Genomic DNA, 24250 nt, shown 5'->3' on the forward strand with positions numbered 1-24250 from the left:
CCGAATGACCAAGATTACGTTCGAACTCGACGGCAAGCAGGTCGAGGCCAAGCCCGGCGAGACCATCTGGCAGGTCGCAAAGCGCCAGGGCCGCGACATTCCGCATCTCTGTTATTCGCCGGCGCCGGACTATCGCCCCGACGGCAATTGCCGCGCCTGCATGGTCGAGATCGAGGGCGAGCGCGTCTTGGCGGCGTCCTGCAAGCGCACCCCGTCGGTCGGCATGAAGGTGAAGACCGAGTCCGCGCGCGCGGTGTCGGCGCAAAAGATGGTGATGGAGCTGCTCGTCGCCGACCAGCCGGCGCGCGAGACCTCGCACGATCCCGATTCCAAATTCTGGCATTGGGCCGAGACGACAGGCGTCACCGAGAGCCGTTTCCCCGCAGCCGAGCGCTGGGCGACCGACGCCAGCCATCCGGCGATGCGCGTCAATCTCGATGCCTGCATCCAGTGCGGCCTGTGCGTGCGCGCCTGCCGCGAGGTCCAGGTCAACGACGTCATCGGCATGGCCTACCGCAATGCCGGCGCCAAGATCGTGTTCGACTTCGACGATCCCATGGGCGAGTCCACCTGCGTCGCCTGCGGCGAATGCGTGCAGGCCTGCCCGACCGGCGCCTTGATGCCGGCTGTGATGCTGGATGAGAAGCAGACTCGCGTGACCTATGCCGACAGGAAGGTCGACTCGCTCTGCCCGTTCTGCGGCGTCGGCTGCCAGGTGACCTACGAGGTCAAGGACGAGAAGGTGATCTATGCCGAGGGCCGCGACGGCCCCGCCAATCATAATCGTCTTTGCGTGAAGGGTCGTTTCGGCTTCGACTATATCCATCATCCGCATCGGCTGACCAAGCCGCTGGTTCGCCTGCCGAACGCAAAGAAGGACGCCAACGACCAGGTCGACCCGGCCAATCCGTTCACCCATTTCCGCGAGGCGAGCTGGGAGGAAGCGCTCGACATCGCGGCCAGGGGGCTCGTCAAGATCCGCGACGAGAAGGGTGTGAAGGCGCTGGCCGGCTTCGGTTCGGCCAAGGGCTCGAACGAAGAGGCCTATCTGTTCCAGAAGCTGGTGCGCACCGGCTTCGGCTCGAACAACGTCGACCATTGCACCCGGCTGTGCCACGCCTCGTCGGTGGCGGCGCTGTTCGAAGGCTTGAGTTCGGGCGCGGTGTCCGCGCCGTTCTCTGCCGCGATGGATGCCGAAGTGATCTGGGTGATCGGCGCCAACCCGACCGTGAACCATCCGGTCGCCGCGACCTTCATCAAGAACGCGGTCAAGCAGAACGGCGCCAAGCTGTTCGTGATGGATCCGCGGCGGCAGACGCTATCGCGCCACGCGACCAGGCATCTGCAGTTCAAGCCCGGCTCGGACGTTGCCATGCTGAACGCGATGATCAACACGATCATCACCGAGGGCCTGACCGACGACCAGTACATCGCCGGCTATACGGAAGGCTTCGAGGACCTCAAGGAGAAGATCAAGGAGTTCACGCCGGAGAAGATGGAGCCGATCTGCGGCATCCCGGCGCAGACGCTGCGCGAGGTGGCGCGCACCTATGCGCGGGCAAAATCGTCTATCATCTTCTGGGGCATGGGCATCAGCCAGCACGTCCACGGCACCGACAATGCGCGCTGCCTGATTGCGCTCGCGCTGATCACCGGCCAGGTCGGCCGTGCCGGCACCGGCCTGCATCCGCTGCGCGGCCAGAACAACGTGCAGGGCGCCTCCGATGCCGGCCTCATCCCGATGTTCCTGCCGGATTACCAGCCGGTCGGCCGCGACGACATGCGTGGTGCTTTCGAGAAGCTGTGGCAGCAGGATCTCGATCCGGTGCGCGGCCTGACCGTGGTCGAGATCATGAACGCGATCCATGCCGGCGAGATCAAGGGCATGTATATCGAGGGCGAGAACCCCGCGATGTCCGATCCCGATCTCCAGCATGCCCGCGAAGCGCTTGCGATGCTCGATCATCTCGTGGTGCAGGATCTCTTCGTCACCGAAACCGCGTTCCACGCCGACGTGGTCCTGCCGGCCTCGGCCTTCGCCGAGAAGGAGGGCTCGTTCACCAACACCGACCGCCGCGTGCAGCTGGCGCGCCAGGTGATCAAGCCGCCGGGCGATGCGCGGCAGGATCTCTGGATCATCCAGGAGATCGGCAAGCGCATGGGCCTGCCCTGGAATTATGCCGGGCCCGGCGACGTTTACACCGAGATGGCGGAGCTGATGCCGTCGCTGAAGAACATCAGCTGGGAGCGGCTGGTGCGCGAAGGCGCGGTCACCTATCCGGCCGACGCTCCTGACAAGCCCGGCAACGAGATCATCTTCACGACCGGCTTCCCGACTGCGAGCGGCCGTGGCAAGATCGTGCCGGCCAAGGTGATCCCGCCGGACGAGATTCCGGACGATGAATATCCTATGGTGCTGTCGACCGGCCGCGTGCTGGAGCACTGGCACACCGGCTCGATGACGCGCCGCGCCCAGGTGCTCGACCAGATCGAGCCGGAGGCGGTCGCCTTCATGTCGCCGAAGGACATGCGGAAGAAGAAGCTCGCGCCCGGCGATTTCATCCGCCTGGAAACCCGCCGCGGCGCGGTCGAGGTCAAGGTCCGCTCCGACCGTGACGTGCCCGAGAACATGGTGTTCATGCCGTTCTGCTACGCCGAGGCGGCAGCGAACCTGCTCACCAATCCGGCGCTCGATCCGTTCGGCAAGATCCCGGAATTCAAGTTCTGCGCAGCCAGGGCGGAGCGCGCCGAGATGCGGGACGCGGCGGAGTAGGGGAAGGTAGCCTGAGGCGTTACGGCGCCCGCAGCGCCCTCGGTGTCGTCCCCGCGCACGCGGGGACCCATACCGCGTGATTCACGATTATGGACGGTCGAAGTCCCGGAGCACGAGTCTTCGCCAGATTCCTCCCTGGGGTTATGGGTCCCCGCGTGCGCGGGGACGACACCTGAATTTGTCGCGGGTCATTGCACCTCAACTGTCACCGCTTCGTTCCCCGCCATGACGGTGGTAAACACCGTCCATGTCCAAAGTCACCCCAGCCACGCGCGCGCTTGACGCCGCCGGTGTTGCCTTCACCGTTCACGCCTATGAGTACGATCCCGACGCCGAGAGCATCGGGCTCCAGGCCGCCGCCGCGCTCGGTGAGGACCCGGCGCGCGTCCTGAAGACGCTGATGGCGCAGGTCGACGGCAAGCCGGTCTGCGTGGTCGTCCCTTCCGACCAAGAAGTCTCGATGAAGAAGCTCGCCGCGGCCGCAGGTGGCAAGTCGGCGCAGATGATGAAGCCGGCCGAGGCCGAACGCATCACCGGCTACAAGGTCGGCGGCATCAGCCCGTTCGGCCAGCGCAAGCAGGTCGGCGCGGTGATCGAGCAGAGCGCGCTTGCGCATGACCTCGTCTATCTCAATGGTGGCCAGCGCGGACTGCAGGTCCGGCTGAAGCCAGCCGATGTCCGGGATGTCCTCAAGGCGGTCGTGGCGGATGTGCTGGCGTGACGGCGACGGAGCGGGGATCGTGAAGTGGCCGCTTCTGCTGTGGCTTGCGATTCTGCTCGGTATCGGTCGTCCGGCTGAGGCGCATCAGGTCAACCTCGTCACGGCGCGCGTGGCGCTGACCGCCGATCGCATCGTGAAGGTAGAGCTCGGATTGAAGGGCAGCGATGTCGATCGCCTGATCGGCACCAGGGCGTATGACGCAAAGCAGGACGCGGTCGATCCCGCGGCCGTCGAAGCGGCCGGCGCCGCAATCCTTGCCTATCTCGATACGCATATGGCCGTGACAGGGGGCGGCACGGCCTGTGCCCCGGGCAGTGCTGCGATTTTGCCCGACGGTGACGGCATCGTCTATCGCAACAGCTTTGCCTGCGCGAACATGGCCGGCGATATCGTCTACCGCTCCACCGTGCTGACGGAAAAGGACAAGGCTGCGCGTCAGGTCGTGCTGGTCGCGCAGGGCAAGTCCGAGTCGCAGGCCTTGCTCGACGCCGACAATATCACGGTCACGCTCTCGAAGGAGCCGCCGTCGCTGTCCTCGACCATGTGGCGCTATCTCCTGACCGGCATCGAGCACATCTTCCTCGGCTACGATCACGTCGCATTCCTGGCAGCAATCGTTCTATGGGCGCGCCGGCTGATGCCGGTCGTCAAGATCGTCACCGCCTTCACCGTCGCTCATTCCCTGACATTGTCGCTCGCGGCGTTGAATGTCCTGGTCATCCCGAGCCGCATCGTGGAGCCGGCGATCGCGGCCTCGATCGTGTTCGTGGCGGTCGAGAACTTCTTCTCGCGAGACGTCGACAAGCGCTGGCGCCTGGCTTTCCTGTTCGGCCTGATTCACGGCTTCGGTTTCGCCGGCGTGCTTCGGGAAATTGGTTTGCCGCCGGACGCGATCGTCCCGGCGCTGGCCGCCTTCAACCTTGGCGTCGAGATCGGGCAGATCGCGATCGTCGCGCTGATGCTGCCGGTGCTTGGCCTGATGGACCGGATCACCCTAGTCGGTCGGGATGAGCCGGCGCGCGCGGCGAGGCTGGTCTACGCCATGTCCGCGGTGATCGGCCTGCTTGGTGGCTATTGGCTGGTGACGCGAATGTTCGAGGCTTGAGCTGACGCCTACTGCTTTTGCAGCAACTTGAGCCGGCAGCGCAGCGCTTCCCGGATATGCGCGCGCGCGAACTGTTCGGCCTTGTCGCCGTCGCGCGCGGCGATGGCCTCGATAATCCCTCGGTGCTCGCCGTGACTGGTCGAGGGACGGCCCGATACGGTGAAGGTGGTCGGGCCGAGCAGGGCGATCCAATCCTGCAATTCGCGCGAAGCGTTGTCGAGATAGCGATTGCGCGCGGCGCGGCAGATGGCCTCGTGGAAGGCGCGGTTCAGTCGCGCCATCTCGGCGGTGTCGGTTCCGGGTGCCTCGACAAAAGCCTGCTCGATATCTCGGAGCGCGTCGATCTCCGTTGTTGAGGCGTGCTCAGCGGCGAGGCGTGCGGCGGCGCCTTCCATGATCTCGCGCATGGCGTAGAGCTCGAGCACCTCTGAGATGTCGAGATTGCGCACGATCAGCCCGCGGCCGGCTGCGGGTTCGACGAAGCCGCGCGCGGCGAGCCGGCCCAGCGCTTCCCGAACCGGAGTGCGGCTGACCTTCAGCCGCTGGGCAACCTCCTCCTCCCGCAGCCGGTCGCCCGCGCGATAGCTGCCGGCCTGAAGGGCTGCGCAAAGCGAGCGGAACACGGCTTCACCGAGCGCCAGGCCTGCGCCGCGCGAAACCGATGCGTCTGTCTTTGCCGGGCGTCTGGCCATGATCCCTCGATGCGCATCCTGTCCATGCAAGATGCCGCTTGCGCCTGATATGTATATCTTTGTATACAAAAGTGCGCAATGGCGGGATCAGGTTGATCGAGGCCGCTCGGCGGGTGGAATGTCTCCAACCTCGCCGCATCGGGCAGACGGTATGAGCAGCAAGTACGACGTGCTGGTGATCGGCGGCGGCAATGCGGCGCTTTGCGCGGCGATCAGCGCCCGGCGCGCCGGCGCCTCGGTGCTCGTCCTCGAAGGAGCACCAAAATTCTATCGCGGCGGCAACACCCGCCACACCCGTAACATGCGCTGCGCCCATGATGCCGCGACCGAAATCCTGACCGGTCCCTATACCGAGGAGGAATTCTGGGAGGACCTGCTGCGCGTCACCGGCGGACAGACCGACGAGGTGCTGGCGCGCCACATGATCCGCGAATCCAAGGACATCCTGAACTGGATCGTGGAGCAGGGCGTGCGCTGGCAGCCTTCGCTCGGCGGCACGCTGAGCCTCGGCCGCACCAACTCCTTCTTCCTTGGCGGCGGCCGGGCGATGCTCAACGCGCTCTATCTCACCGCCGAACGGCTCGGCGTCGAGGTCGAATATGACGCCGAGGTTACCGACCTCGTGATCGAGCACGGCATGTTCCTCGCTGCCCGCCTCAAGCGGCCGATCAAGGGCGAGACCGAGGTCCGCGCGACCTCGCTGGTCGCCGCCGCCGGCGGATTCGAGGCCAACATCGAATGGCTGAAGCAATATTGGGGCGAGGCCGCCGACAACTTCCTGATCCGCGGCACCCCCTACAATCGTGGCTCGATCCTGAAGATGCTGCTCGACAAGGGCGTGCAGGAGGTCGGCGATCCCACGCAGTGCCATGCGGTCGCGATCGACGCCCGCGCGCCGAAATTCGACGGCGGCATCATCACGCGACACGACTCGGTCGTGTTCGGCATCGTCGTCAACAAGCACGCGCAGCGCTTCTACGACGAGGGCGAGGACATCTGGCCGAAGCGTTACGCGATCTGGGGGCGGCTGGTCGCAGCGCAGCCCGACCAGATCGCCTACATCATCTTCGATTCCACGGTTGTCACCAGCTTCATGCCAACGCTGTTTCCACCGATCGCCGGGCAGACGGTGGCGGAGCTCGCCGGCAAGCTCGAGCTCGATCCGGCCGCGCTGGAGAAGACCATCACCGAGTTCAACGCCGCGGTCCGGTTCGGCACTTTCGATCACACGATCCTGGACGACTGCCGTACCGAAGGCATCACGCCGCCGAAGACGCACTGGGCGCGCCGGATCGAGACGCCGCCTTATCTCGCCTATCCGGTGCGGCCCGGCATCACCTTCACCTATCTCGGCACGCGCGTGAACAAGGAGGCGCGGATGCTGATGAAGGGCGGCAAGCCGTCAGGCAACATGTTCGCGGCAGGCGAGATCATGGCCGGCAACGTGCTCGGCAAGGGTTATGCCGCCGGCATGGGCATGACGATCGGCAGCGTGTTCGGGCGGATCGCGGGACGGGAAGCGGCAAAACATGCACGGAACTAGGATTCTCGACGAAGCCGACCGCCTGATGACGGTCTGCAATTCCTGCCGCTATTGCGAGGGCCTGTGCGCGGTGTTTCCGGCCATGGAAATGCGCCGCGCCTTCTCCGACGGCGATCTCAACTATCTCGCCAATCTCTGCCATGGCTGCGGCGCCTGCTACGTCGACTGCCAGTTCTCCCCGCCGCACGAGTTCAACGTCAATGTTCCCAAGACGCTGGCGGTCGCGCGCGCGGAATCCTATGCGGCCTATGCCTGGCCGCAGGCGCTGTCCGGCGCGTTCGCGCGCAACGGCCTCGTCATCAGCGTCATCGCCGCGCTCAGCATGGCCGCCTTCATCCTCGGCTTCGCCGCCCTGAACGGCACCAGCGTGCTGTTCGGTGTCCATACAGGGCCGGGCGCGTTCTACAGGCTGATGCCGCACAATGTGATGGCGGCGTTGTTCAGCGCCGCATTCCTCTACGCCATCCTGGCTCTCGCCATGAGCGTGCGCGCCTTCTGGCGCGACATTGGCGCACCCATTGGCGGCCGCGCCGATGGCGGCTCGATCTTTCAGGCGATCCGCGACGCGGGCGAGCTGCGCTATCTCCATGGCGGCGGCGTCGGCTGCTACAACGAGGACGACAAGCCGACCGACCGGCGCAAGCTCTATCACCACCTGACCTTCTACGGCTTCCTGTTCTGCTTCGCCGCGACGTCGGTGGCGACGCTGTATCACTATCTGTTCGGGCGCGAGGCGCCATATCCGTGGTGGGACCTGCCCGTAGCGCTTGGCACGCTCGGTGGTATCGGTTTGATCATCGGGCCGGTCGGCCTGTTCATGGCCAAGATGCGGCGTGATCCCGCGCTGCTTGACGAGAGCCGTTACGGGATGGATGTCGGCTTCATCGCCATGCTGTTCCTGACCGGCGCCACCGGAATGCTGCTGCTCGTCCTGCGCGAGACAGGCGCGATGGGGCCGCTGCTCGCGCTGCATCTCGGCGCTGTGTTCGCGTTGTTCATCACCATGCCCTACGGCAAGTTCGTGCACGGCATCTACCGCTTCGCCGCGCTGGTGCGGTACGCGCAGGAGCGGCGGACCGCGGCGTGATCCCTTGTCCCGGTTGAAACTGACCGTCGCGCTGGAAGGCGATGGCGGGACCAAGAATCAGAGAGCGCTGCCTCCGCGGTGACAGCGGCCAGCTGCGTCAGGCGCGCGCAGCTTCCCGCAGGCGGGGGGCGGCGGCGACGGCGCCCGAACTTTTGCTCTCGACCTGAACGCGGTTGCGTCCCATTTCCTTGGCGCGATAGCAGGCAGCATCCGCGCGCCGCATCGCATCCTCGAGCGTGATGTTGCGGTCGGCGATGCAGGTCACGCCGATGCTGGCGGTCACCGCAAAGCAACGATCGTCCCAGGCGAAACTGAGCAGCTCAAGCGATCTGCGCAGCTGCTCGGCAATGTCGACGGCATCGAAGGGCGAACATTACGGCAGGATCAGCCCGAATTCGTCGCCGCCGAGCCGGGCCACCAGATCATGCGCATGCCGGTTCTGTTGCAGGAGGCGCGAGACCTCGCGGAGCAGGCGGTCGCCGGCAAGGTGGCCGCAGCTATCGTTGACGCTCTTGAACTGGTCGAGGTCGAGCAGGATCAGGCCGAGCGCACCCGCCGCGGCATTGTCCAGCTCGCTTTGCAGGCGCCCCTCGAAGGCGCGACGGTTCGACAGGCCGGTCAGCGAGTCGTGCGAGGCCTGCCAGGCCAGGCGCTCCTTCTCGGCATACAAGGCGTTTTCGAACGCCTGCCGTTGCAGCACCAGCTGCCGCGTATGCCAGATCAGAAGCAGGATCAGCGTCGCGGCGGTGACGATGTTGATGCAGGTCAGCGTCACCTTGATGGCGCGGGAGCCCTCGCCGAGGACGGTGGAGAACCGGTTGGCGTGCACGGTGAATTGAGCATTGAGTTCAGAAAGCCGCGACGACAGGAATGCCAGGCGGCCGTCGTCTTGAATGGGCCCGTTCTCCAGCTCGGACCGGATGACCTCGCCAAAGATGCTGAGCTCCAGCAGCATCGGGTCGGTGGCAGCCCACTCACGAATTGCGTCCTGGAGGAAGCTGACGTGGCCGAAGTAACGATACAGCCAGATCAATCCCGGTACGTCATCGGGATGATTGCCGCCTTGCAGGAGGCCGATGCGGGCGGCTTCAACGTCGACCGGATCGCGCTCGAGCGCCCAGCGCGCGAACTCGTCTCCGATCGGAACGGCGAGCGAGGCCTGGTATTGCGTGAACTGGCTTGCCTCACCCGAATGCAGGTAGAGATTGAGAAAGTAGACGGCATTCTTCTGCGAGCGCGACCATAGTGCTTCGCCGGCGACATAGGCGCGGACCGACGACATCACCTCGAGGCTGAATCCCGCGATCGCCGCCTGGAGCACGACGACCATCACGAAAGGCGAGACGAGCTTGATGACGTGAAGGAAGCTGTGTCCCTTCGCCGATGTCGCTGTTCTGCGAAACACCTAATACCCCAAGTCGATCAACGATCCCAACGAAGCGTTGCGCTGCAACGCGAAGTACACGAGATGGTTGCTTAACTCGACCTGAAAGGCGCGGGGGACTCCGTCGCAGGGTGAAGCCGTTGTGAAGCAGGCGCCGGCAAATCGCTTCAAATGCCGGCGAACCGGAGCGCGGCGGCGAACCAATGCAGCGTATTCGTCGTGCGCGGTTTACCTGATCGAGCGGGGCGCTAGACCAGCACCGGCTTGCGCACCCGGCCCGCATCGCCGAACACACGCAGGTAACGCTCGATCTCCGAGGGAAGGCCGGTCGCCTTCTCCGGATTGTCGGAGAGCTTGACGGCCGGATGGCCGTCGACGGACGAGACCTTGCAGACCAGCGAGATCGGATCGAGGTTGAACGAGCCGTCCGGCGTGCAGCCGACGAAGTCGTTGGTGAGGTTGGTGCCCCAGCCGAAGGAGAGTCGGACGCGCCCGGTGAAGTGGTGGTAAGTCTCCTCGATCGAGCCGACGTCCATCGCGTCGGAAAAGACGAGAAGCTTGTCCCTGGGGTTGCGGCCCTTCTTGTCCCACCAGGCGATGATCTCCTCGCCGGCCTGGATCGGCGGCGCGCTGTCGGGACGGAAGCCGGTCCAGTCGGCGACCCATTCCGGCGCATCGCGCAGGAAGGCCTTGGTGCCGAAGGCGTCGGGCAGTGCGATCAGGAGATTGCCGCCATAGGTCTGGCGCCACTGGTCGAGAACGCGGTAGGGCGCCCAGCGCAATTCCTCGTCGTCCCGGGCGAGCGCGGCCGCGACCATCGGCAGCTCATGGGCGTTGGTGCCGATCGCTTCGAGATCATTGTCCATCGCGAGCAGCACGTTGGACGTGCCGATGAAGGATGAGCCCAAGCCTTCCTTCACCGCCTCCACGCACCAGCGCTGCCAGAGGAAGCCGTGTCGGCGGCGGGTGCCGAAGTCGGAGAGTCGCAGGCTCTCGAGCTTGCGCAGCCGTTCCACTTTGGTCCACAGCTTGGCCTTGGCGCGGGCATAGAGCACGTCGAGCTCGAAGCGGCCGCGGCCCTTCATCGCCGCGCGCGAGCGCAGCTCGTTGAGGATCGCCAGCGCCGGAATCTCCCACATCGTGGTGTGGGTCCAGGGGCCGTGGAAATGCAGCTCGTACTGGCCCTCGACCTTGCGCAGCTCGTATTCGGGCAGACGGAATTCCGCCAGCCAGCGGATGAAGTCGGCCGAAAACATATGGGTCTTGCCGTAGAAGGTGTTACCGGCAAGCCAGATCAGCTCTTTCTTGGAGAAGCGGATAGTGCGGGCGTGGTCGAGCTGGGCGCGTAGCTCGCCCTCGTCGATGATTTCGGCAAGTCGCACATGACGCGAGCGGTTGATAACCGAGAAGGTCACCTGTTGATTCCGGTAGTCTTCCCGAATCATCTGTAACATCAATAGCTTGTAGAAGTCGGTATCCAGCAGGCTGCGGATGATGGGATCCAGCCGCCAGCTGTGATTGTAGGTCCGGCTCGCAATGTCGGTCACTGTCATGGGGGGATTTTAGCGTGGCTCCCGGTGCGCAACCAGTGGGTCTGGCGGGAATCAGGTTTTGCGGCGGAGGGGCCGTCGTTCAGGCGGCAACCGTCGCCGCGACAGTCTCGAGCTGGCTCCTGATCCAGCGATGGGCCGGATCCTTCTGATAGCGCTGGTGCCAGACCATGAACATCGGCAGCTCGGCCAGCGTTCGCGTGCGGGAGGCCAATGGAATTCGCGTATGCGCGAAACCGCGCATCACGCCGGACGCCAAAAGGCTCGGCATGCTCGCAAGCATCTGCGATCCACGCAGGAAGGACGGCACGCCGGAGAAGCTCGGCACGGAGATCGCGATGTCGCGGTGAAGCCCGTTCGCGGCCAGCCGGCGATCGAAGTCCAGCCGCTCGTTGTCGGTGTAGACCACGGTGATGTGACGCGCCGCGAGATAGGCGTTGCGGCTGGCCGGCGCAGCACGTGCCTTTGCGTCGTAGTAGCAGACGTAGTGATCACTCAGCAGCCGCTTCTGCACGATATCGACGCCCGACGGCGGCAGCGGTGTGATCAGGAGATCGCAGCGGTTTTCACGCAGCATCGCGGGCGAAGGCGACTGCGAGGGGATCACGCGAAGGTTCAAGCTCTTCACTTGTGCGGCGACGTGATCGAAGAACCGCGGCAGCAGCAGGTCGCGCTGGAAGTCGTTGGCGGCGATGGTCAGCGACAGCTGGGCCTGCGCCGGCGCGAAGGTGACGCCGCCGGCAAAGCTGCGCATCTCGTCGATCAACGCGCGCGCCTTCGTGGCGAGCGCCTGGGCATGCGCCGTGGCGACGATGCCGCGGCCGGATTTGGCGAACAGGGGATCGCCGGCGATCCGCCGCAGCTTGTTCAATCCGTGGCTGACCGCCGATTGCGTCAGACCGAGCCGTGTTGCCGCCGCCGTCACCGAGCCTTCCTCCAGCACGGCGAGGAACAGTGCGAGGGCGTGGCCATCGAGGGCCAAATGATCGATTTCCTTCATGGAATTCATTATAATCGATCTATTTATCTTGAGAATAGACCGTTCCATAATTTCCCCGACAAGCTGCGCGCCCAGACTCGGGCGCCACAGGGAGAGACAACGCCGATGAACGCCCAGGCGCCAGCCTTGCGGGATCCCCGCATCAATCGTCCCGAGCCCTTTACGCCGCCGCTTGGCGACGGCGGCTTCTTCCAGCGCGACCGTTCCATCCATCCGCCGGCGCATGCGCCGGGGTACAAATCCTCGGTGCTGCGCTCGCCGCGGCAAGCCCTGCTGTCTCTGGAGAACTCGGTCTCGGAGATCACCGGGCCGGTGTTCGGCCACAATGATCTCGGCCCGCTCGACAACGATTTGATCCGCAACTACGCCAAGGACGGCGATCCGATCGGCGAGCGCATCATCGTCCATGGCCGCGTGCTGGACGAGACCGGCCGGGGCGTTCCGAACACGCTGGTCGAGTTCTGGCAGGCCAATGCCGGCGGCCGCTACCGGCACAAGAAGGATACGTATCTGGCGCCGATCGACCCGAATTTCGGTGGTTGTGGCCGCGCGCTGACCGACGAGACCGGCTACTACTATTTCCGCACCGTCAAGCCGGGGCCCTATCCCTGGCGCAACTACGTCAACAGCTGGCGCCCGGCCCACATCCATTTCTCGGTGTTCGGCTCAGGCTTCGCGCAGCGGCTGATCACGCAGATGTATTTCGAGGGCGATCCCTTGATCCCGGTCTGCCCGATCTTGACGACGATCCCGGACAAGGATGCGCTCGATCGCCTTGTGGCGCCGCTCGACCTCAACGCCTCGTCGCCGTTCGATTCGCTCGCCTACCGCTTCGACATTGTCCTGCGCGGCCAGCGCTCCACCTATTTCGAAAATCGTCCCGAGGGGAACTGAGCCATGCCGCAGCCGCTCAACTATCTCAAGGAAACCGCCTCGCAGACGGCCGGGCCCTACGTCCATATCGGCCTGATCCCGGCGATGGCCGGCTTCGACATTTTCGAGAAGAACTTCTCCAACGTGCTCGTGACGCCGAACACCAAGGGTGAACGCATCACGCTGGAAGGCAAGGTGCTCGACGGCACTGGCACGCCGCTGCGCGACGTGCTGCTGGAGGTCTGGCAGGCCAATGCGGCTGGCCGCTACAACCATCCGGCCGATCGCTCGGCAGGCGCGCTGGAGCAGGAGTTTCGCGGCTGGGGCCGGGCAGGTTCCGACTTCGAGAGCGGCCTCGTCACCTTCGAGACCATCAAGCCGGGCGCGATCACCGACAAGGCGGGCCGCAAATGCGCGCCGCACATCAATGTCTGGATCGTCGCGCGCGGCATCAATATCGGCCTCAACACGCGGCTGTACTTCTCGGACGAAGAGGCGGCCAACGCCGCCGATCCCGTGCTCAACCTGATCGAGCAGCCGACACGTCGCTCGACGCTGATCGCAAAGCGTAGCGAGCGTGCCGGCAAGGCCGTGTATTCCTTCACGATCAATTTGCAGGGGCCCGAGGAGACGGTGTTCTTCGACGTGTGAGGTGCCAGGGGCCGTCCCCCGTTCATTCCACCCGGTCGCTCCGATCGATGGATCCGCGCGCGAGGGCTTGCGGTGGTTGCCGCACCTCGCGCGATCCCGGCCGGTCGACCGGATCGCGACCAACTTTTGCTTTCAGCTCCACCAAATCAATGAATACGTCCGCCTGCCGGCGCAGGTCGTCGGCGACCATCGGCGGCTGAGTAGAGAGTGTGGAGACGACCGTCACGCGGACACCGCGGCGTTGCAGGGCCTCAACCAGCGACCGAAAGTCGCCATCACCCGAGAACAGCGCGATTTGATCGACGTGTTCGGCGACTTCCATCGCGCTCACGGCGAGGTCGACATTCATGCTGCCCCTCACCTTGCGGCGGCCGGTGGTGGCGTCGACGAACTCCCTGGTGAGCTTGGTGACGACGGTGTATCCGTTGTAGTCGAGCCAATCGATCAGCGGGCGGATTGACGAAAACTCCTGATCCTCGATGACGGTCGTGTAGTAAAAGGCGCACAGCAGCGTACCCCGGCCTTGAAACTCGCCGAGCAACCGCCTGTAATCGATGTCGAAGCCGAGCGCCTTGGAGGTGGCGTAGAGACTGGAGCCATCGATAAAGAGTGCGATCTTCCCAAACGAAGACATTATGCACAAATCCCAGTTCGACACGAAAGCTGACGGATCCAGCCGAAATGGCGCGATCTGTCGGCCGGAAAATACTGAAGGCGCCGATGGCTTGCCGAAAAAGCGGCGCAGACGGCCGGACAGGGTCGGCCGCCTTGCGCCGAGGTTAGGGAGGTTCCATGCCACCAGCGCCAGGGCGCCGAATGCAGTGACGCTAAGGCGTGCGCATCCCCTGCTCAATTGTACGGAGGTAAAGGGCCTCTATCCAAAGGATGGGACGCTATATACGAAGGTAAGTGGCAATGAGGGTCATCGCGGTTCGCAGCGTGGGCGTCGGCCACATGTGCCCAGGGTCTTTCGTCCGATGCCTCAGCCTTCGTCGCCATGCAGCTGCGCACGAAACGCGCGCGGCGACAGTCCCGTGGCGGCGGCATAGACGCGGCTGAAATAAGCGGGGTCCTCGAAGCCGAGCGCGTAGGCGATCGTCGAGACCGGCAGGTTGGTGTAGACGAGGTTGCGCCGCGCCTCGCGGATCAGCCGGTTGAGGATCAAATGCGAGGCGGTGTCGCCGGTTGCCGATCGCGTGATCCGGTTGAGATGCGTCGGCGTCACCGACAGCGCCTCGGCATAGTCGGCGACGCTCCAGCGCTCCAGATGATGCTGCTCCAGCAGCGCCTCGAAGCGGCGGAACAGGCCGGATTCGGCAGTGCTATTGCCGCCACTCTCCCCTGTGAGCGCGCGAGCCACGAGCCCGATCATGGCCGACGACAGGGCGCGAAGCACATGCGCGCGGCCGAAATCGCGGGCGGCGTGTTCGGCGAAGATCTGCTTCATCGTGGCGCGGATCTGCGGCGTGCCGCGCACCACGGCCGATCGCGACAGCGCACCGCGCAGGCCCTCGGCGGCGAGCAGCGCCTCATCCAGAATCTCCGCCGCGATGGTCAGCACCCAGCCCTGGGTATCCGGCTCGAAGCGGAAGCCGTGGACGTGGCCGACAGGCACGTTGACGATCTGCATCGGCCTCAGAGGCACCACGCGCCCGTCGAGCGTCGCTTCGCCGCCGCCGCGCTCGATCAGCAGGACCTGGTGCAGCCGGGCATGGCGGTGCACGGCCAGGGTCCAGTCGTGCAGCACCGAGCGGGACGCGATCGTCTCGCAATGCACGACGTCGGGCAGGTCGCCGGACTCGCCGAATAGATTGTAGACCCGGATCGCCGAGGCGGGGGCTGCGCTTCTCATGTTCGAATAATACAAGACAAAGGCAAAACCCTCCATCGGTCTGCAGCAAAAAATCTGCAAAAAAGTGCCGACGGGAGGATGCAAAAATGAAAGTTCAGGTCTGTATCATCGGCGGCGGGCCGTCCGGGTTGTTGCTGTCCCAGCTCCTGCACCTGAAGGGCATCGACACCATCGTGCTGGAGAAATACAGCCGCGATCACGTGCTCGCCCGCATCCGCGCCGGCGTGCTCGAGCACGGGTTTGCCAAGCTGATGCGCGAGGCGCAGTGCGGCGAGCGGATGGATCGCGAGGGCGAGATCCACCGGGGCTTCGAGATCGCCCATGACGGCGTGCTCTCCAAGATCGACCTGCACAAGCACTCCGGCGGCAATTCGGTACTGGTCTACGGCCAGACCGAGCTGACGCGCGATCTCTACGAGGCGCGCGACCGGCTCGGCGGCAAGGTCGTGCACAATGCCGAGGATGTGACGCCGCACGATCTGACGTCGGACCGGCCCTACGTGACCTATCGCTCGAATGACGACATTGTCCGCATCGATTGCGACTACATCGTCGGCGCCGATGGCTTTCACGGAGTCAGCCGCAAGTCGATCCCGAAGGACGTGCTGCGCGAATACGAGAAGGTCTATCCGTTCGGCTGGCTGGGGGTGCTGTCGCGCACGAAGCCGGTGTCGCCCGAGCTGATCTATGTGAAGCACGAGCGCGGCTTTGCGCTCTGCTCCCTGCGCTCGCAGGTGCTCAGCCGCTACTACATCCAGGTGCCATTGACGGACAAGGTGGAGGACTGGAGCGACGATGCGTTCTGGGCCGAGCTGAAGCGCCGCCTGCCGGAGGAGGTCGCCGGCCGTCTGATCACGGGACCTTCGATCGAGAAGAGCATCGCGCCATTGCGCAGTTTCGTCGCCGAGCCGATGAGTTATGGCCGGCTGTTCCTCGCCGGCGATGCCGCGCACATCGTGCCGCCGACCGGCGCGCGCGGGCTGAACAGCGCCGCTTCCGACATCTACTATCTCTACCATGCCTTGCTCGCGCATTATCAGGGCGGCGACGATTCCGGTCTCAAAGGCTATTCCGCCAAGGCGCTCGCGCGGATCTGGAAAGCGCAACGCTTCTCCTGGTGGATGACGATGATGCTGCACCGTTTTCCCGACCGGCTCGAATACGAGGACCGGCTTCAGCAGACGGAGCTGGACTATCTGCTCTCGTCCGAGACGGCGCAGCGCCTGCTTGCGGAGAATTACGTGGGGCTGCCGTTCTAGGGAATGATCTCGCTAACATGAGTGCTGCCATCCTTCTCCCACAAGAGGAAAGGGGGAAGAAGGCGCACTTGGTGAGCCGCGCTACTTTCCTTCCAGCGTATTGACCGGTGTCCAATCCGGCGGCGGCGGAGTCTCGGTCAGCACTTTCGCACGCTTGGCGAACCGAGCTGACGCAGGATCGATCTTCGCTACGCCGTCGAACGCATCAGCCGCCTTCGCGAACTCCCTTGCCCGCCAGCACGCCAGCCCTTCCGCATGCGCGGCAGCCACCTTCGCCTGCTCGTCGCTCGCGGCGTCCCTCTCCGCCAGCGGCTCGAACACCCTGATCGCCTCGCCGCGCCCCTGGACCCTGATCGCATCGAGCTCGCGCCAGGCGAAGGTGTCGTTCGTCTGCGCCATCGTGGTTTCCGACGCCATGATCGCGGTGCCGTAATATTTGTTGGCGCCCTCGAGCCGCGAGGCGACATTCACGGTGTCGCTCATCACGGTGTAGTTGAAGCGGCGCCGCGAGCCGATATTGCCGACCACGGCTTCGCCGCTGTTGAGTCCGATGCGATGCGACAGGCCGTGGCCGGCGAAGGCGGGATGGCCGGCATTGAGCTCCGCCAGCTTCTCATGGCACTTCAGCGCGGCACGAACCGCGTTGCGCGCGTGCGCGGGATCGTCGGCCGGCGCGCCGAACATGGCGACGATGGAATCGCCGATATATTTGTCGACGTAGCCGCCATGGCTTTCGATGATGTCGGTCATGGCGGAGAGATATTCGTTCATCAGCGTGACCAGCTCGACCGGCGTGATGGTCTCCGCGATCGAGGAGAAGCCGCTGAGGTCGGAGAAGAACATCGTGACGTTGCGCATCTCGCCGCCGAGCGCCGGCATCTTGCCGGACGCCACCATGGTCTCGATCACTTCGGGCGCGAGATAGAGCGCAAAGCTCTTGCGGAGGAAGCGCTCGTCGCGATCGGCCAGCACGAACCGGTAGCCGATCATCATCGCCAGCGCGGCGAGGCTTGCCAGGGCGGGTTCAGCCACAGGCAGCGCCAGCGCATGTGCGAACGCACCGACGGCGAAGGCTGTGTAAACGGCGACGACGGCGAGCCAGGCGGTCACCGCGCCGACAGGTGCGAGCATGCAGGCCGCGCAGGCGATGATCGCCGCGAGCGCAATCGTGAGAACGGCCCGCGCGGCAAAGCCGAGTTCGGTCACCGCGTCTTGCTCGATCAGGTTTCGGACCGCAGTGGCATGCACGAACACGCCTGCGATCTCGCTACGGGCCTTTGGCGAGGTGCTGGCCGGGGCGGGCAGGGCGCATCGTGGCGCGGGCGTGCCGTCATATGCGCCCGACAGCCGCATCGAGGTGAGCTTGCGGTCCTCGAAATTGAGGACGGTGCCGAGCAGAACGACCTTGCCATCGAAGGCGCGCCGAAAAAAATCGCGGTCGCCTTTTTCGACGCAGGCCCGCAGATCGGCGAGAGAGAAGGTCGGAACGTCGCGGCTACGGCCGCGAAAATTCAGCGTCAGCGTGTTCGGCACGACGCCCGGGATTGCGTAGCCGGCCAGCTCGCCCGCACCGGATGGCGCAATCTCGAACTTCGTGCCGAGTGCGCGCGCGGCGAGCTCGAGGGCCATCGCGGGCACCGGCCTGCCGTCGATGGGGAAGGTGAGGGGCATCCGCCGGATCACGTCGTCCGCGTCGGTGTAGACGTTGAGCGCGCGGACGTTGTTTCGCACCGCCAGTTGCTGCGCACGGTAGGGTGGTTCTGGATGGTCGTTGCTCAGGATTTCGCCAAGTACCAGCTTGCCGGTGTCGGAGATCTGCCGCAGAGCTATCAGATAGTCCCGGTCGAATCCCCGCATGCGGGCGCCGAGCGGCCCGTCGCCGAATGGAATCTCGGACTGCTCGATCGAGTTCTTGAAGATGACGTCGAAGCCGATCACCTTGGCCCCGCCTTCGGAGATGCTTCCGAGCACCCGGCCGATCTCGCGCGTCCAGGTCTGGGTCGGCGATCCCCTGAAGGGCGGGGTGTCGTAGGTCTCCCCGTCGATCGCCACCACGACGACCGGCGACGTGACGAGATCACGGCGATCGCCAATGACCTTGCCGCGCAGCGCCGTGAGGATGTCGAGGGAGAGACCTTGCAGCGTCCGAAGCGGTGGTGACGTGAAGATCGCGCCCGCAAGAAGCGCAATCAGGATGGTCGCAACGATGTCCCGCCTGCCGATCCGCTGCATCGCGCCTTCGCGGAGCCGCCTATTCGAGCCGCAGCAGGCGGCCGACGATCGGCGTCGGCGATGACGTGGCGGTGGCGTCGACCTGGAAGGCGTAGCGCTTGGCGCCGAGAATGGCGAGATAGCTGCCGCCCGGTGTCAGCGACTTCCCGGCCTTGGCGAAGTCATAGAACTTGCCGCCAACCATGGTTTCGTTCCTGAGCGGCACGGTGATCGTGGGCTCCTTGCCGTCGGTGCGCTCGATCACCAGCGTGCTCCCGCTCCTGGCCTGCACCAGCGGGGCGACCCCGTAGAGCGTCGGCAGCTTGGCCGGGGCGCTCTTCGCGTCCGACCGCACGGTGCGGAAGGTGGTCGCGGCACTCTGGTTGGCCTCGCGCTCCGATAGTTTTGCCGCGTTGGAATCGCAGGGCACCTTCTCCCGTTTGACCTCGCCCAGCTGAACGGTGCTCTGCTCGGTGCCGACCAGGACAACACCTTCGCTGATCGTCTCGCGCTGGCAGGATTTGAGATAGCTGAGCGTGATGGTGGCCTTGGGCCCGAGCTTGATGATCTTGCCCGGCGCCACATAGTCCATGAACGCGATTCCATCGACCTTGCCTTGAACGTCCTCGACGATCGCGGCGGGAGTCTGCGCCAAAGCGGGGGCCGCAAGGCAGAACGCGCCGACGAAGGCGCCAATCAGGCTTTTCATGGGAATTCTCATCCAATTCGACGATGCTCTACCGGTGCCCGTCCTGGTTCGATGCCTAGCAGCAGGGCGCCCTGGCAAGTGTGACCAGAATCACTCTTGGTTATTGGTGCCACTTTAGCAGCAACAGGTTCAAACCGGCGACCGGAGAAAAATGGAGCCGTAGCAAGATGTTGGTGGATTGCTCGTGTCAGGCGGTCGGGACGGCCTCGGCCGAACGGCCCTCGATCGAACCGCTCTCCGCCGCACGCTCGATGACGGGAGCGAGGGGGGCCTCGGTCCTCTGAAAAGGAGCCGTCTGTTGACCCGCGGCGATCTCGACCACCTCGTCCCAGCGCGACAGGAAGGCCTCGACGCAGTCCGGATCGAACTGCCGACCCGCGTTCTCCGCCAGGTAGCTGCGCGCCACCTCGAGCGGCATCGGCTCCTTGTACGGCCGCCGCGTCGTCAGGGCGTCGAAGACGTCGGCAACTGCAACCACGCGCGCAGCGACCGGGATTTCATGCGCCTTGAGGCCGTTCGGATAGCCCGCGCCGTCCCAGCGCTCGTGATGGCCTGCGGCAATTTGCGCGCCGAGCTGGATCAGCTCGCAGCTCGAATCGGCCAGGATCCGCTCGCCGATCGTCGCATGCATCCGGATCACCGCCATCTCCTCGTCGGTCAGCTTTCCTGGCTTGAGCAGAATTTTGTCGGGAATTGCGACCTTTCCGACATCGTGCAGGGGAGCGGCCAGATAGATGTCGCGGCAGAGCCGGGCCGGCAGGCCGAGCTGGTCGGCGATGATACGGCTGTATTTGGCGACCCGCAGCGTGTGCTCGCCGGTATCGTTGTCGCGGTATTCGACCGCGAGCGCGAGCCGCAGGATGATCTCCTCCTCGCGCTCGCCGAGCTTTCGTGTCGCTGCCGCGACTTCGCTGGCGAGATGCGCGGCGCGGTCGTTGAGCTTGCGTACGGCTGCACCAAGCTGAATCAAATTCCGAAGACGCACCGTCATCTCGAGGCTTTGCGGCGCCTTGGGCAGGAAATCCGTTGCACCGGCCTGCAGCGCTTCCATCTTGACGTCATCAGTCTGTCGCGAGGTGATCATCGCGATCGGGATGTCGGCGCAGCCGGCAAGCCTGCGGAAGCTGCGGATGAAGCTGATGCCGTCCATATGCGGCATCTCGTAGTCCACCAGCACCAGATCGAAGACGCGCTCCTGCGCGCAGGCCAGCGCCTCCACGGGATCGAGGAAGGTGGTGGCCTCGACCAGACCATCAGCCTCGATGTGACGTTTCAGGAAGTTGAGGACGGAGCGGCTGTCATCAACCAGCAGCGCTTGGGTCAGCATCGGCGGCCGGGGCTCTCTTCGCTGGCAAAGGCACGAACCCAAGCCATAGCCTGAGCAAATTTAACGCGAAGCAAATGCGCGCCGCATGGAAGCGACGCGCCGCAGAGATGCGCGCTCCGCATGAGAGGTCAGCAGGGTATGCGCGTTGCACGCAACTGCGCGAATTCCCGGCGAATGTGACCCGTAGTTGTACGGATGCCCGCGTTAGGAGTTTGCTCACTCGATTCGCGTCAAACGAGTAGCGGAATTTTAGCAAAGGGCGGGTGCAGCGATGGCGCTCAATCCGACGGAGCCGAAGTGGTCGTTGCGGTTACCCGCCGATTGCAGCATTGCGGCCATTCGCAGCGTCTATGAGCTCATTCGCGAGGCCTTCGGACGCCAGGAGCGACTCGAGATCGACTGCTCGAGCGTCGACAAGGCCGACGTGACCTCGATCCAGCTTCTGCTGTCGACCGCCAGGACGGGCGAGGCCCAAGGCCGTTCGGTGGTGCTCACGTCATTCTCCCAATCTCTGCGCAACACCCTTCGCCGCGCCGGCTTCACCAGCGAGGCGATGATCGATCAGCACTTCCCGCAAAAGAAAGATGGCACCTGATGGCCACGATTCTTACCGTCGACGATTCCCCCAGCATTCGCCAGATGATCAAGGTCGTACTGGAGCCGGCCGGTCACAACGTGATCGAGGCCGGCGACGGTGCGCAAGGGCTCGCCAAGGCGCAAGCCGGCAAGCTCGATCTCGTGATCACCGACCTCAACATGCCCGTCATGAACGGGCTGGAGCTGATCCGCGCACTGCGCAAGCTGCCGAGCGCGGTCGGCATGCCCATCGTGTTCCTGACCACCGAATCCAACGACACGGTGAAGCAGGAAGCCAAGAGCGCCGGCGCCACCGGCTGGATCACCAAACCCTTCAAGCCCGAACAGCTGCTTGCCGTGGTCGGCAAGTTGGTGCGCACATGAGCGCAATGGACCCGACCGAGGTCTTTCGTCAGGAAGCCAGTGAGCTCTTTGAGGTTCTCGAAGGGGCCTTGCTCGATCTCGGCCAGCGTCCCGACGACCGCGAGCTGGTCGATTCCGCCTTCCGCGCCCTGCACACGATCAAGGGGTCGGGCGCCATGTTCGGTTTCGACAAGGTCGCCTCCTTCACCCACGAATTCGAGACCGCCTTCGACCGCGTCCGCAAGGGTGAGATCAAGCCGACGCAGGAGCTGATCTCGGTCGCGCTCGCCGCCAAGGATTACATCCGCGCGTTGATCGAGGATCCCGCAGTCGACCGACGACATTATCGGCGAAGCTATTCTCGACGATCTCAAGCGCTTCGTCTCGGCCGACAGGTCTGACGCTCCGGTCGTCGAGATCGCCGAGGCGCCGTCGCTGGCTCCTGCCGGCAGCAAGCAGGCCGGCTGGCACCTCTATCTGGAATTCGAATCCCATATCCTGCGCAACGGCTCGAATCCACTCGACCTTTTGGAAGATCTCTGCAAGCTCGGCCCGTGCTTCGTCGTGCCCGTCACCGACGGCGTACCGTTCCTCGATGAGATGGAGCCGGAAGACTGCTATTTGAAGTGGGACGTCAAGCTGCACGCGGCCTGCGACAAGGACGCGATCGACGACGTCTTCATGTTCGTCCAGGACGAGTTGGAGTTGACGCTCTCGCCTTTGGAACATGTTGAAGCGCCCGCGCCGGCTCCGCTGTTTCAATTGCTCGACGAGGAGCCGATCGCTGAAGCGGCTGCACCGATGGCGGAGGCTATCGCCGAGCAGCCCGCCGCCAGGGCGGAGCCCCAATCCGAGCCGAAGCCGGAGATCAAGCGCGAGGCGGCACCCGCGCGCCGCGAGGACGCCAAGCAGGAGCGCGGCATCGCCACCGTTCGCGTCCAGGCCGAACGTCTCGACGAGCTGATGGACCGCGTCGGCGAACTCGTGATCGCGCAGGCGCGGCTGACCCAGCTCGCCGCCTCCGGCTCCGACCTCTCGATCAAGATGATCGCCGAAGAGATCGAGCGCCTCGCCTCGTCATTGCGCGACACCACGATGGGTGCGCGCATGGTGCCGATCGGCTCGCTGTTCGGCCGCTTCCGTCGCCTCGTGCACGATCTGTCGCGCGATCTGTCCAAGCCGGTCGAATTCGTCACCTCGGGCGAGGACACCGAGCTCGACAAGACCATGATCGAGTGCCTGGCCGATCCGCTGGTGCACCTCATCCGCAATGCCATCGACCACGGCATCGAAGACAACGCCACGCGCGCTGCAAATGGCAAGACCGAGCAGGGCCGCATCGAGCTCGCCGCCGTGCATTCCGGCGCGCAGGTGCTGGTCACAGTGAAGGACAATGGCGGCGGTCTGAACACCGCGCGGATCCGCGCGAAGGCGGAAGAGCAGGGGCTGATCGCGGCCGGCGCCGTGCTGACCGATCACGAGATTCACCAATTCCTGTTCCATCCCGGCTTCTCGACCGCCCAGACCATCTCCGCGCTGTCGGGCCGCGGCGTCGGCATGGACGTGGTCAAGCGCACCATCGAGAACATGCGCGGCTCGATCGATTTGTCGACCAAGCCGGGCCAGGGCACCACCGTGACGCTGCGCCTGCCCTTGACGCTCGCGATCATCGAAGGCCTCCTGATCCGCGTCGGCGAGGGACGCTACATCATTCCGCTGTCGGCGGTGGAGGAGTGCGTCGAGCTGACGGCCGAGGACGAACGTTCGCGCGGCCGCAACTTCCTCAACGTGCGCGGCAACCTCGTCCCGTTCTTGCGGTTGCGCGAGATCATGTCCTCGTCGGGCTCGCCCGACAAGCACCAGAAGACGATCATCATCTCGACGGGCGAGACCCGCGTCGGCCTCGTCGCCGACCAGATCATCGGCAACCACCAGACCGTGATCAAGTCGCTCTCCAAGCTGCACTCCGACGTCACGATCTTCTCCGGCGCGACGATCCTTGGCGACGGCACGGCGGCTCTGATCCTCGACGTCGCGCAGCTGGTCCAGCTGGCTCAGTCGAAGGTCGAGAAGCAGCATATCAACGAGGCGGCGTGATGAACGGGAATTTGGCCAGCGAGCATCAGAGCGGCGCAATGCAGGTCGTGATGATCGGCCTCGGCGAGGAGAAATTTGCACTCGACGCCGGTCTCGTGCGCGAGATCATAGATCCCGTCCCCGTGACCAAGGTGGCGGGTGCGCGCGCCTTCGTTCCCAGCGTGATCAACGTGCGTGGCAACGTCATTCCGCTCGCCGACCTGCGCATTCGCTTCGGCATGCCGCAGCTCGACGACTCGGCCGACACGCGCATCGTCGTCATCGAACTCGATCTCGACGGCGAACCGGTTCTGGTCGGCCTCACCGCCGACAAAGTCTACGAAGTCACGGAAATCGCGCAGACGGATGTGCAGCAGACGCCACGCGTCGGCATGCACTGGAAGCCGGAGTTCATTCGCTTCATCGCGAAGTGGCGTGAAGAGTTCGTCATCGTTCCCAACATGGAACGCATTCTGAATTGAAATGAGGTCTCGGGGG

Annotated in this window: 19 protein-coding genes and 2 pseudogenes; 12 read left to right on the forward strand and 9 right to left on the reverse strand. The window is 64.7% G+C overall.

Annotated features, from left to right (window positions below; all coding sequences use genetic code 11):
- The first annotated feature begins 4 nt into the window (after window positions 1-4).
- The 3 genes from fdhF (at window position 5) to ABIG06_RS20390 (ending at window position 4599) form a co-directional block, all read left to right on the forward strand.
- Window positions 5-2773, forward strand: coding sequence for a formate dehydrogenase subunit alpha (gene fdhF, locus ABIG06_RS20380; RefSeq protein ID WP_124161117.1), 2769 nt, complete (start codon window positions 5-7; stop codon window positions 2771-2773).
- A 247-nt stretch (window positions 2774-3020) separates the two neighbouring features.
- Window positions 3021-3494: a Cys-tRNA(Pro) deacylase gene (gene ybaK, locus ABIG06_RS20385; protein ID WP_124161118.1), complete on the forward strand. Its 474-nt coding sequence runs from the start codon at window positions 3021-3023 to the stop codon at window positions 3492-3494.
- 19 nt (window positions 3495-3513) lie between these two features.
- Entirely contained in the window at window positions 3514-4599 is a 1086-nt protein-coding gene (locus ABIG06_RS20390) for a HupE/UreJ family protein (protein WP_370138374.1), read from the forward strand.
- Window positions 4600-4607: 8 nt separating this feature from the next.
- On the opposite strand, the gene ABIG06_RS20395 is transcribed toward ABIG06_RS20390, so the two are convergent.
- Window positions 4608-5291, reverse strand: a complete 684-nt coding sequence (locus ABIG06_RS20395; RefSeq protein WP_124161120.1) for a GntR family transcriptional regulator — start codon at window positions 5289-5291, stop codon at window positions 4608-4610.
- A gap of 151 nt (window positions 5292-5442) precedes the next feature.
- Here ABIG06_RS20395 and tcuA point away from each other — a divergent pair, with 151 nt between their 5' ends.
- Together tcuA and tcuB are read left to right on the forward strand one after the other, a co-directional pair.
- Entirely contained in the window at window positions 5443-6834 is a 1392-nt protein-coding gene (gene tcuA, locus ABIG06_RS20400) for an FAD-dependent tricarballylate dehydrogenase TcuA (RefSeq protein ID WP_370138375.1), read from the forward strand.
- Entirely contained in the window at window positions 6821-7921 is a 1101-nt protein-coding gene (gene tcuB, locus ABIG06_RS20405; RefSeq protein WP_370138377.1) for a tricarballylate utilization 4Fe-4S protein TcuB, read from the forward strand. Before tcuA ends, tcuB begins: the two co-directional genes overlap by 14 nt.
- A gap of 97 nt (window positions 7922-8018) precedes the next feature.
- On the opposite strand, the pseudogene ABIG06_RS20410 reads toward tcuB, so the two are convergent.
- From ABIG06_RS20410 to ABIG06_RS20420, 3 genes and pseudogenes are all read right to left on the reverse strand, one after another.
- Window positions 8019-9326: pseudogene (locus tag ABIG06_RS20410) on the reverse strand (GGDEF domain-containing protein).
- 227 nt (window positions 9327-9553) lie between these two features.
- Window positions 9554-10858 (reverse strand): nicotinate phosphoribosyltransferase, encoded by a 1305-nt coding sequence (gene pncB / locus ABIG06_RS20415; RefSeq protein ID WP_370138378.1) that lies wholly within the window; start codon window positions 10856-10858, stop codon window positions 9554-9556.
- Window positions 10859-10937: 79 nt separating this feature from the next.
- A complete protein-coding gene (locus tag ABIG06_RS20420) occupies window positions 10938-11864 on the reverse strand; it encodes a LysR family transcriptional regulator (protein WP_199751629.1) in 927 nt (308 codons plus the stop codon).
- 96 nt (window positions 11865-11960) lie between these two features.
- Between ABIG06_RS20420 and pcaH the strand changes: the two genes are divergently transcribed.
- The gene (gene pcaH, locus ABIG06_RS20425; protein WP_370138379.1) at window positions 11961-12749 is read left to right on the forward strand and encodes a protocatechuate 3,4-dioxygenase subunit beta; all 789 of its coding nucleotides are present in this window, start codon (window positions 11961-11963) and stop codon (window positions 12747-12749) included.
- Window positions 12750-12752: 3 nt separating this feature from the next.
- Window positions 12753-13379 carry a protocatechuate 3,4-dioxygenase subunit alpha gene (pcaG, locus tag ABIG06_RS20430; RefSeq protein WP_124161127.1) on the forward strand — a complete coding sequence of 209 codons (627 nt, stop codon included), beginning with the start codon at window positions 12753-12755 and terminating at the stop codon, window positions 13377-13379.
- Window positions 13380-13401: 22 nt separating this feature from the next.
- Here pcaG and ABIG06_RS20435 read toward each other — a convergent pair whose 3' ends face one another.
- Both ABIG06_RS20435 and ABIG06_RS20440 read right to left on the reverse strand, forming a co-directional pair.
- Window positions 13402-14013, reverse strand: coding sequence for an NYN domain-containing protein (locus tag ABIG06_RS20435; protein ID WP_370138381.1), 612 nt, complete (start codon window positions 14011-14013; stop codon window positions 13402-13404).
- 348 nt (window positions 14014-14361) lie between these two features.
- The gene (locus ABIG06_RS20440; RefSeq protein WP_370138383.1) at window positions 14362-15267 is read right to left on the reverse strand and encodes a helix-turn-helix domain-containing protein; all 906 of its coding nucleotides are present in this window, start codon (window positions 15265-15267) and stop codon (window positions 14362-14364) included.
- Window positions 15268-15317: 50 nt separating this feature from the next.
- Between ABIG06_RS20440 and pobA the strand changes: the two genes are divergently transcribed.
- Window positions 15318-16490 (forward strand): 4-hydroxybenzoate 3-monooxygenase, encoded by a 1173-nt coding sequence (gene pobA / locus ABIG06_RS20445; RefSeq protein WP_370138384.1) that lies wholly within the window; start codon window positions 15318-15320, stop codon window positions 16488-16490.
- Window positions 16491-16571: 81 nt separating this feature from the next.
- On the opposite strand, the gene ABIG06_RS20450 is transcribed toward pobA, so the two are convergent.
- From ABIG06_RS20450 to ABIG06_RS20460, 3 genes are all read right to left on the reverse strand, one after another.
- On the reverse strand, window positions 16572-18722 hold the full coding sequence (locus ABIG06_RS20450) for a CHASE2 domain-containing protein (protein WP_370138385.1): 2151 nt from the start codon (window positions 18720-18722) through the stop codon (window positions 16572-16574).
- A 19-nt stretch (window positions 18723-18741) separates the two neighbouring features.
- Entirely contained in the window at window positions 18742-19410 is a 669-nt protein-coding gene (locus ABIG06_RS20455) for a hypothetical protein (RefSeq protein WP_370138386.1), read from the reverse strand.
- Between the two features lie 187 nt (window positions 19411-19597).
- Window positions 19598-20737 carry an HD domain-containing phosphohydrolase gene (locus ABIG06_RS20460; protein WP_370138387.1) on the reverse strand — a complete coding sequence of 380 codons (1140 nt, stop codon included), beginning with the start codon at window positions 20735-20737 and terminating at the stop codon, window positions 19598-19600.
- A gap of 271 nt (window positions 20738-21008) precedes the next feature.
- Here ABIG06_RS20460 and ABIG06_RS20465 point away from each other — a divergent pair, with 271 nt between their 5' ends.
- The 4 genes and pseudogenes from ABIG06_RS20465 to ABIG06_RS20480 all read left to right on the forward strand — a co-directional run bounded on the left by ABIG06_RS20465 (window position 21009) and on the right by ABIG06_RS20480 (window position 24234).
- Complete coding sequence (locus ABIG06_RS20465) at window positions 21009-21332, forward strand: STAS domain-containing protein (protein ID WP_370138388.1); 324 nt, start codon at window positions 21009-21011, stop codon at window positions 21330-21332.
- Window positions 21332-21697, forward strand: a complete 366-nt coding sequence (locus ABIG06_RS20470) for a response regulator (RefSeq protein ID WP_100231554.1) — start codon at window positions 21332-21334, stop codon at window positions 21695-21697. The genes ABIG06_RS20465 and ABIG06_RS20470 overlap by 1 nt, the downstream gene beginning before the upstream one ends.
- Window positions 21694-23773 (forward strand): annotated as a pseudogene (locus ABIG06_RS20475) (chemotaxis protein CheA). Before ABIG06_RS20470 ends, ABIG06_RS20475 begins: the two are co-directional and overlap by 4 nt.
- Entirely contained in the window at window positions 23773-24234 is a 462-nt protein-coding gene (locus ABIG06_RS20480; RefSeq protein WP_370138390.1) for a chemotaxis protein CheW, read from the forward strand. Before ABIG06_RS20475 ends, ABIG06_RS20480 begins: the two are co-directional and overlap by 1 nt.
- The last annotated feature ends 16 nt before the right edge of the window (window positions 24235-24250 follow it).

This window comes from Bradyrhizobium sp. USDA 326 (assembly GCF_049739485.1).
Lineage (GTDB): Bacteria > Pseudomonadota > Alphaproteobacteria > Rhizobiales > Xanthobacteraceae > Bradyrhizobium.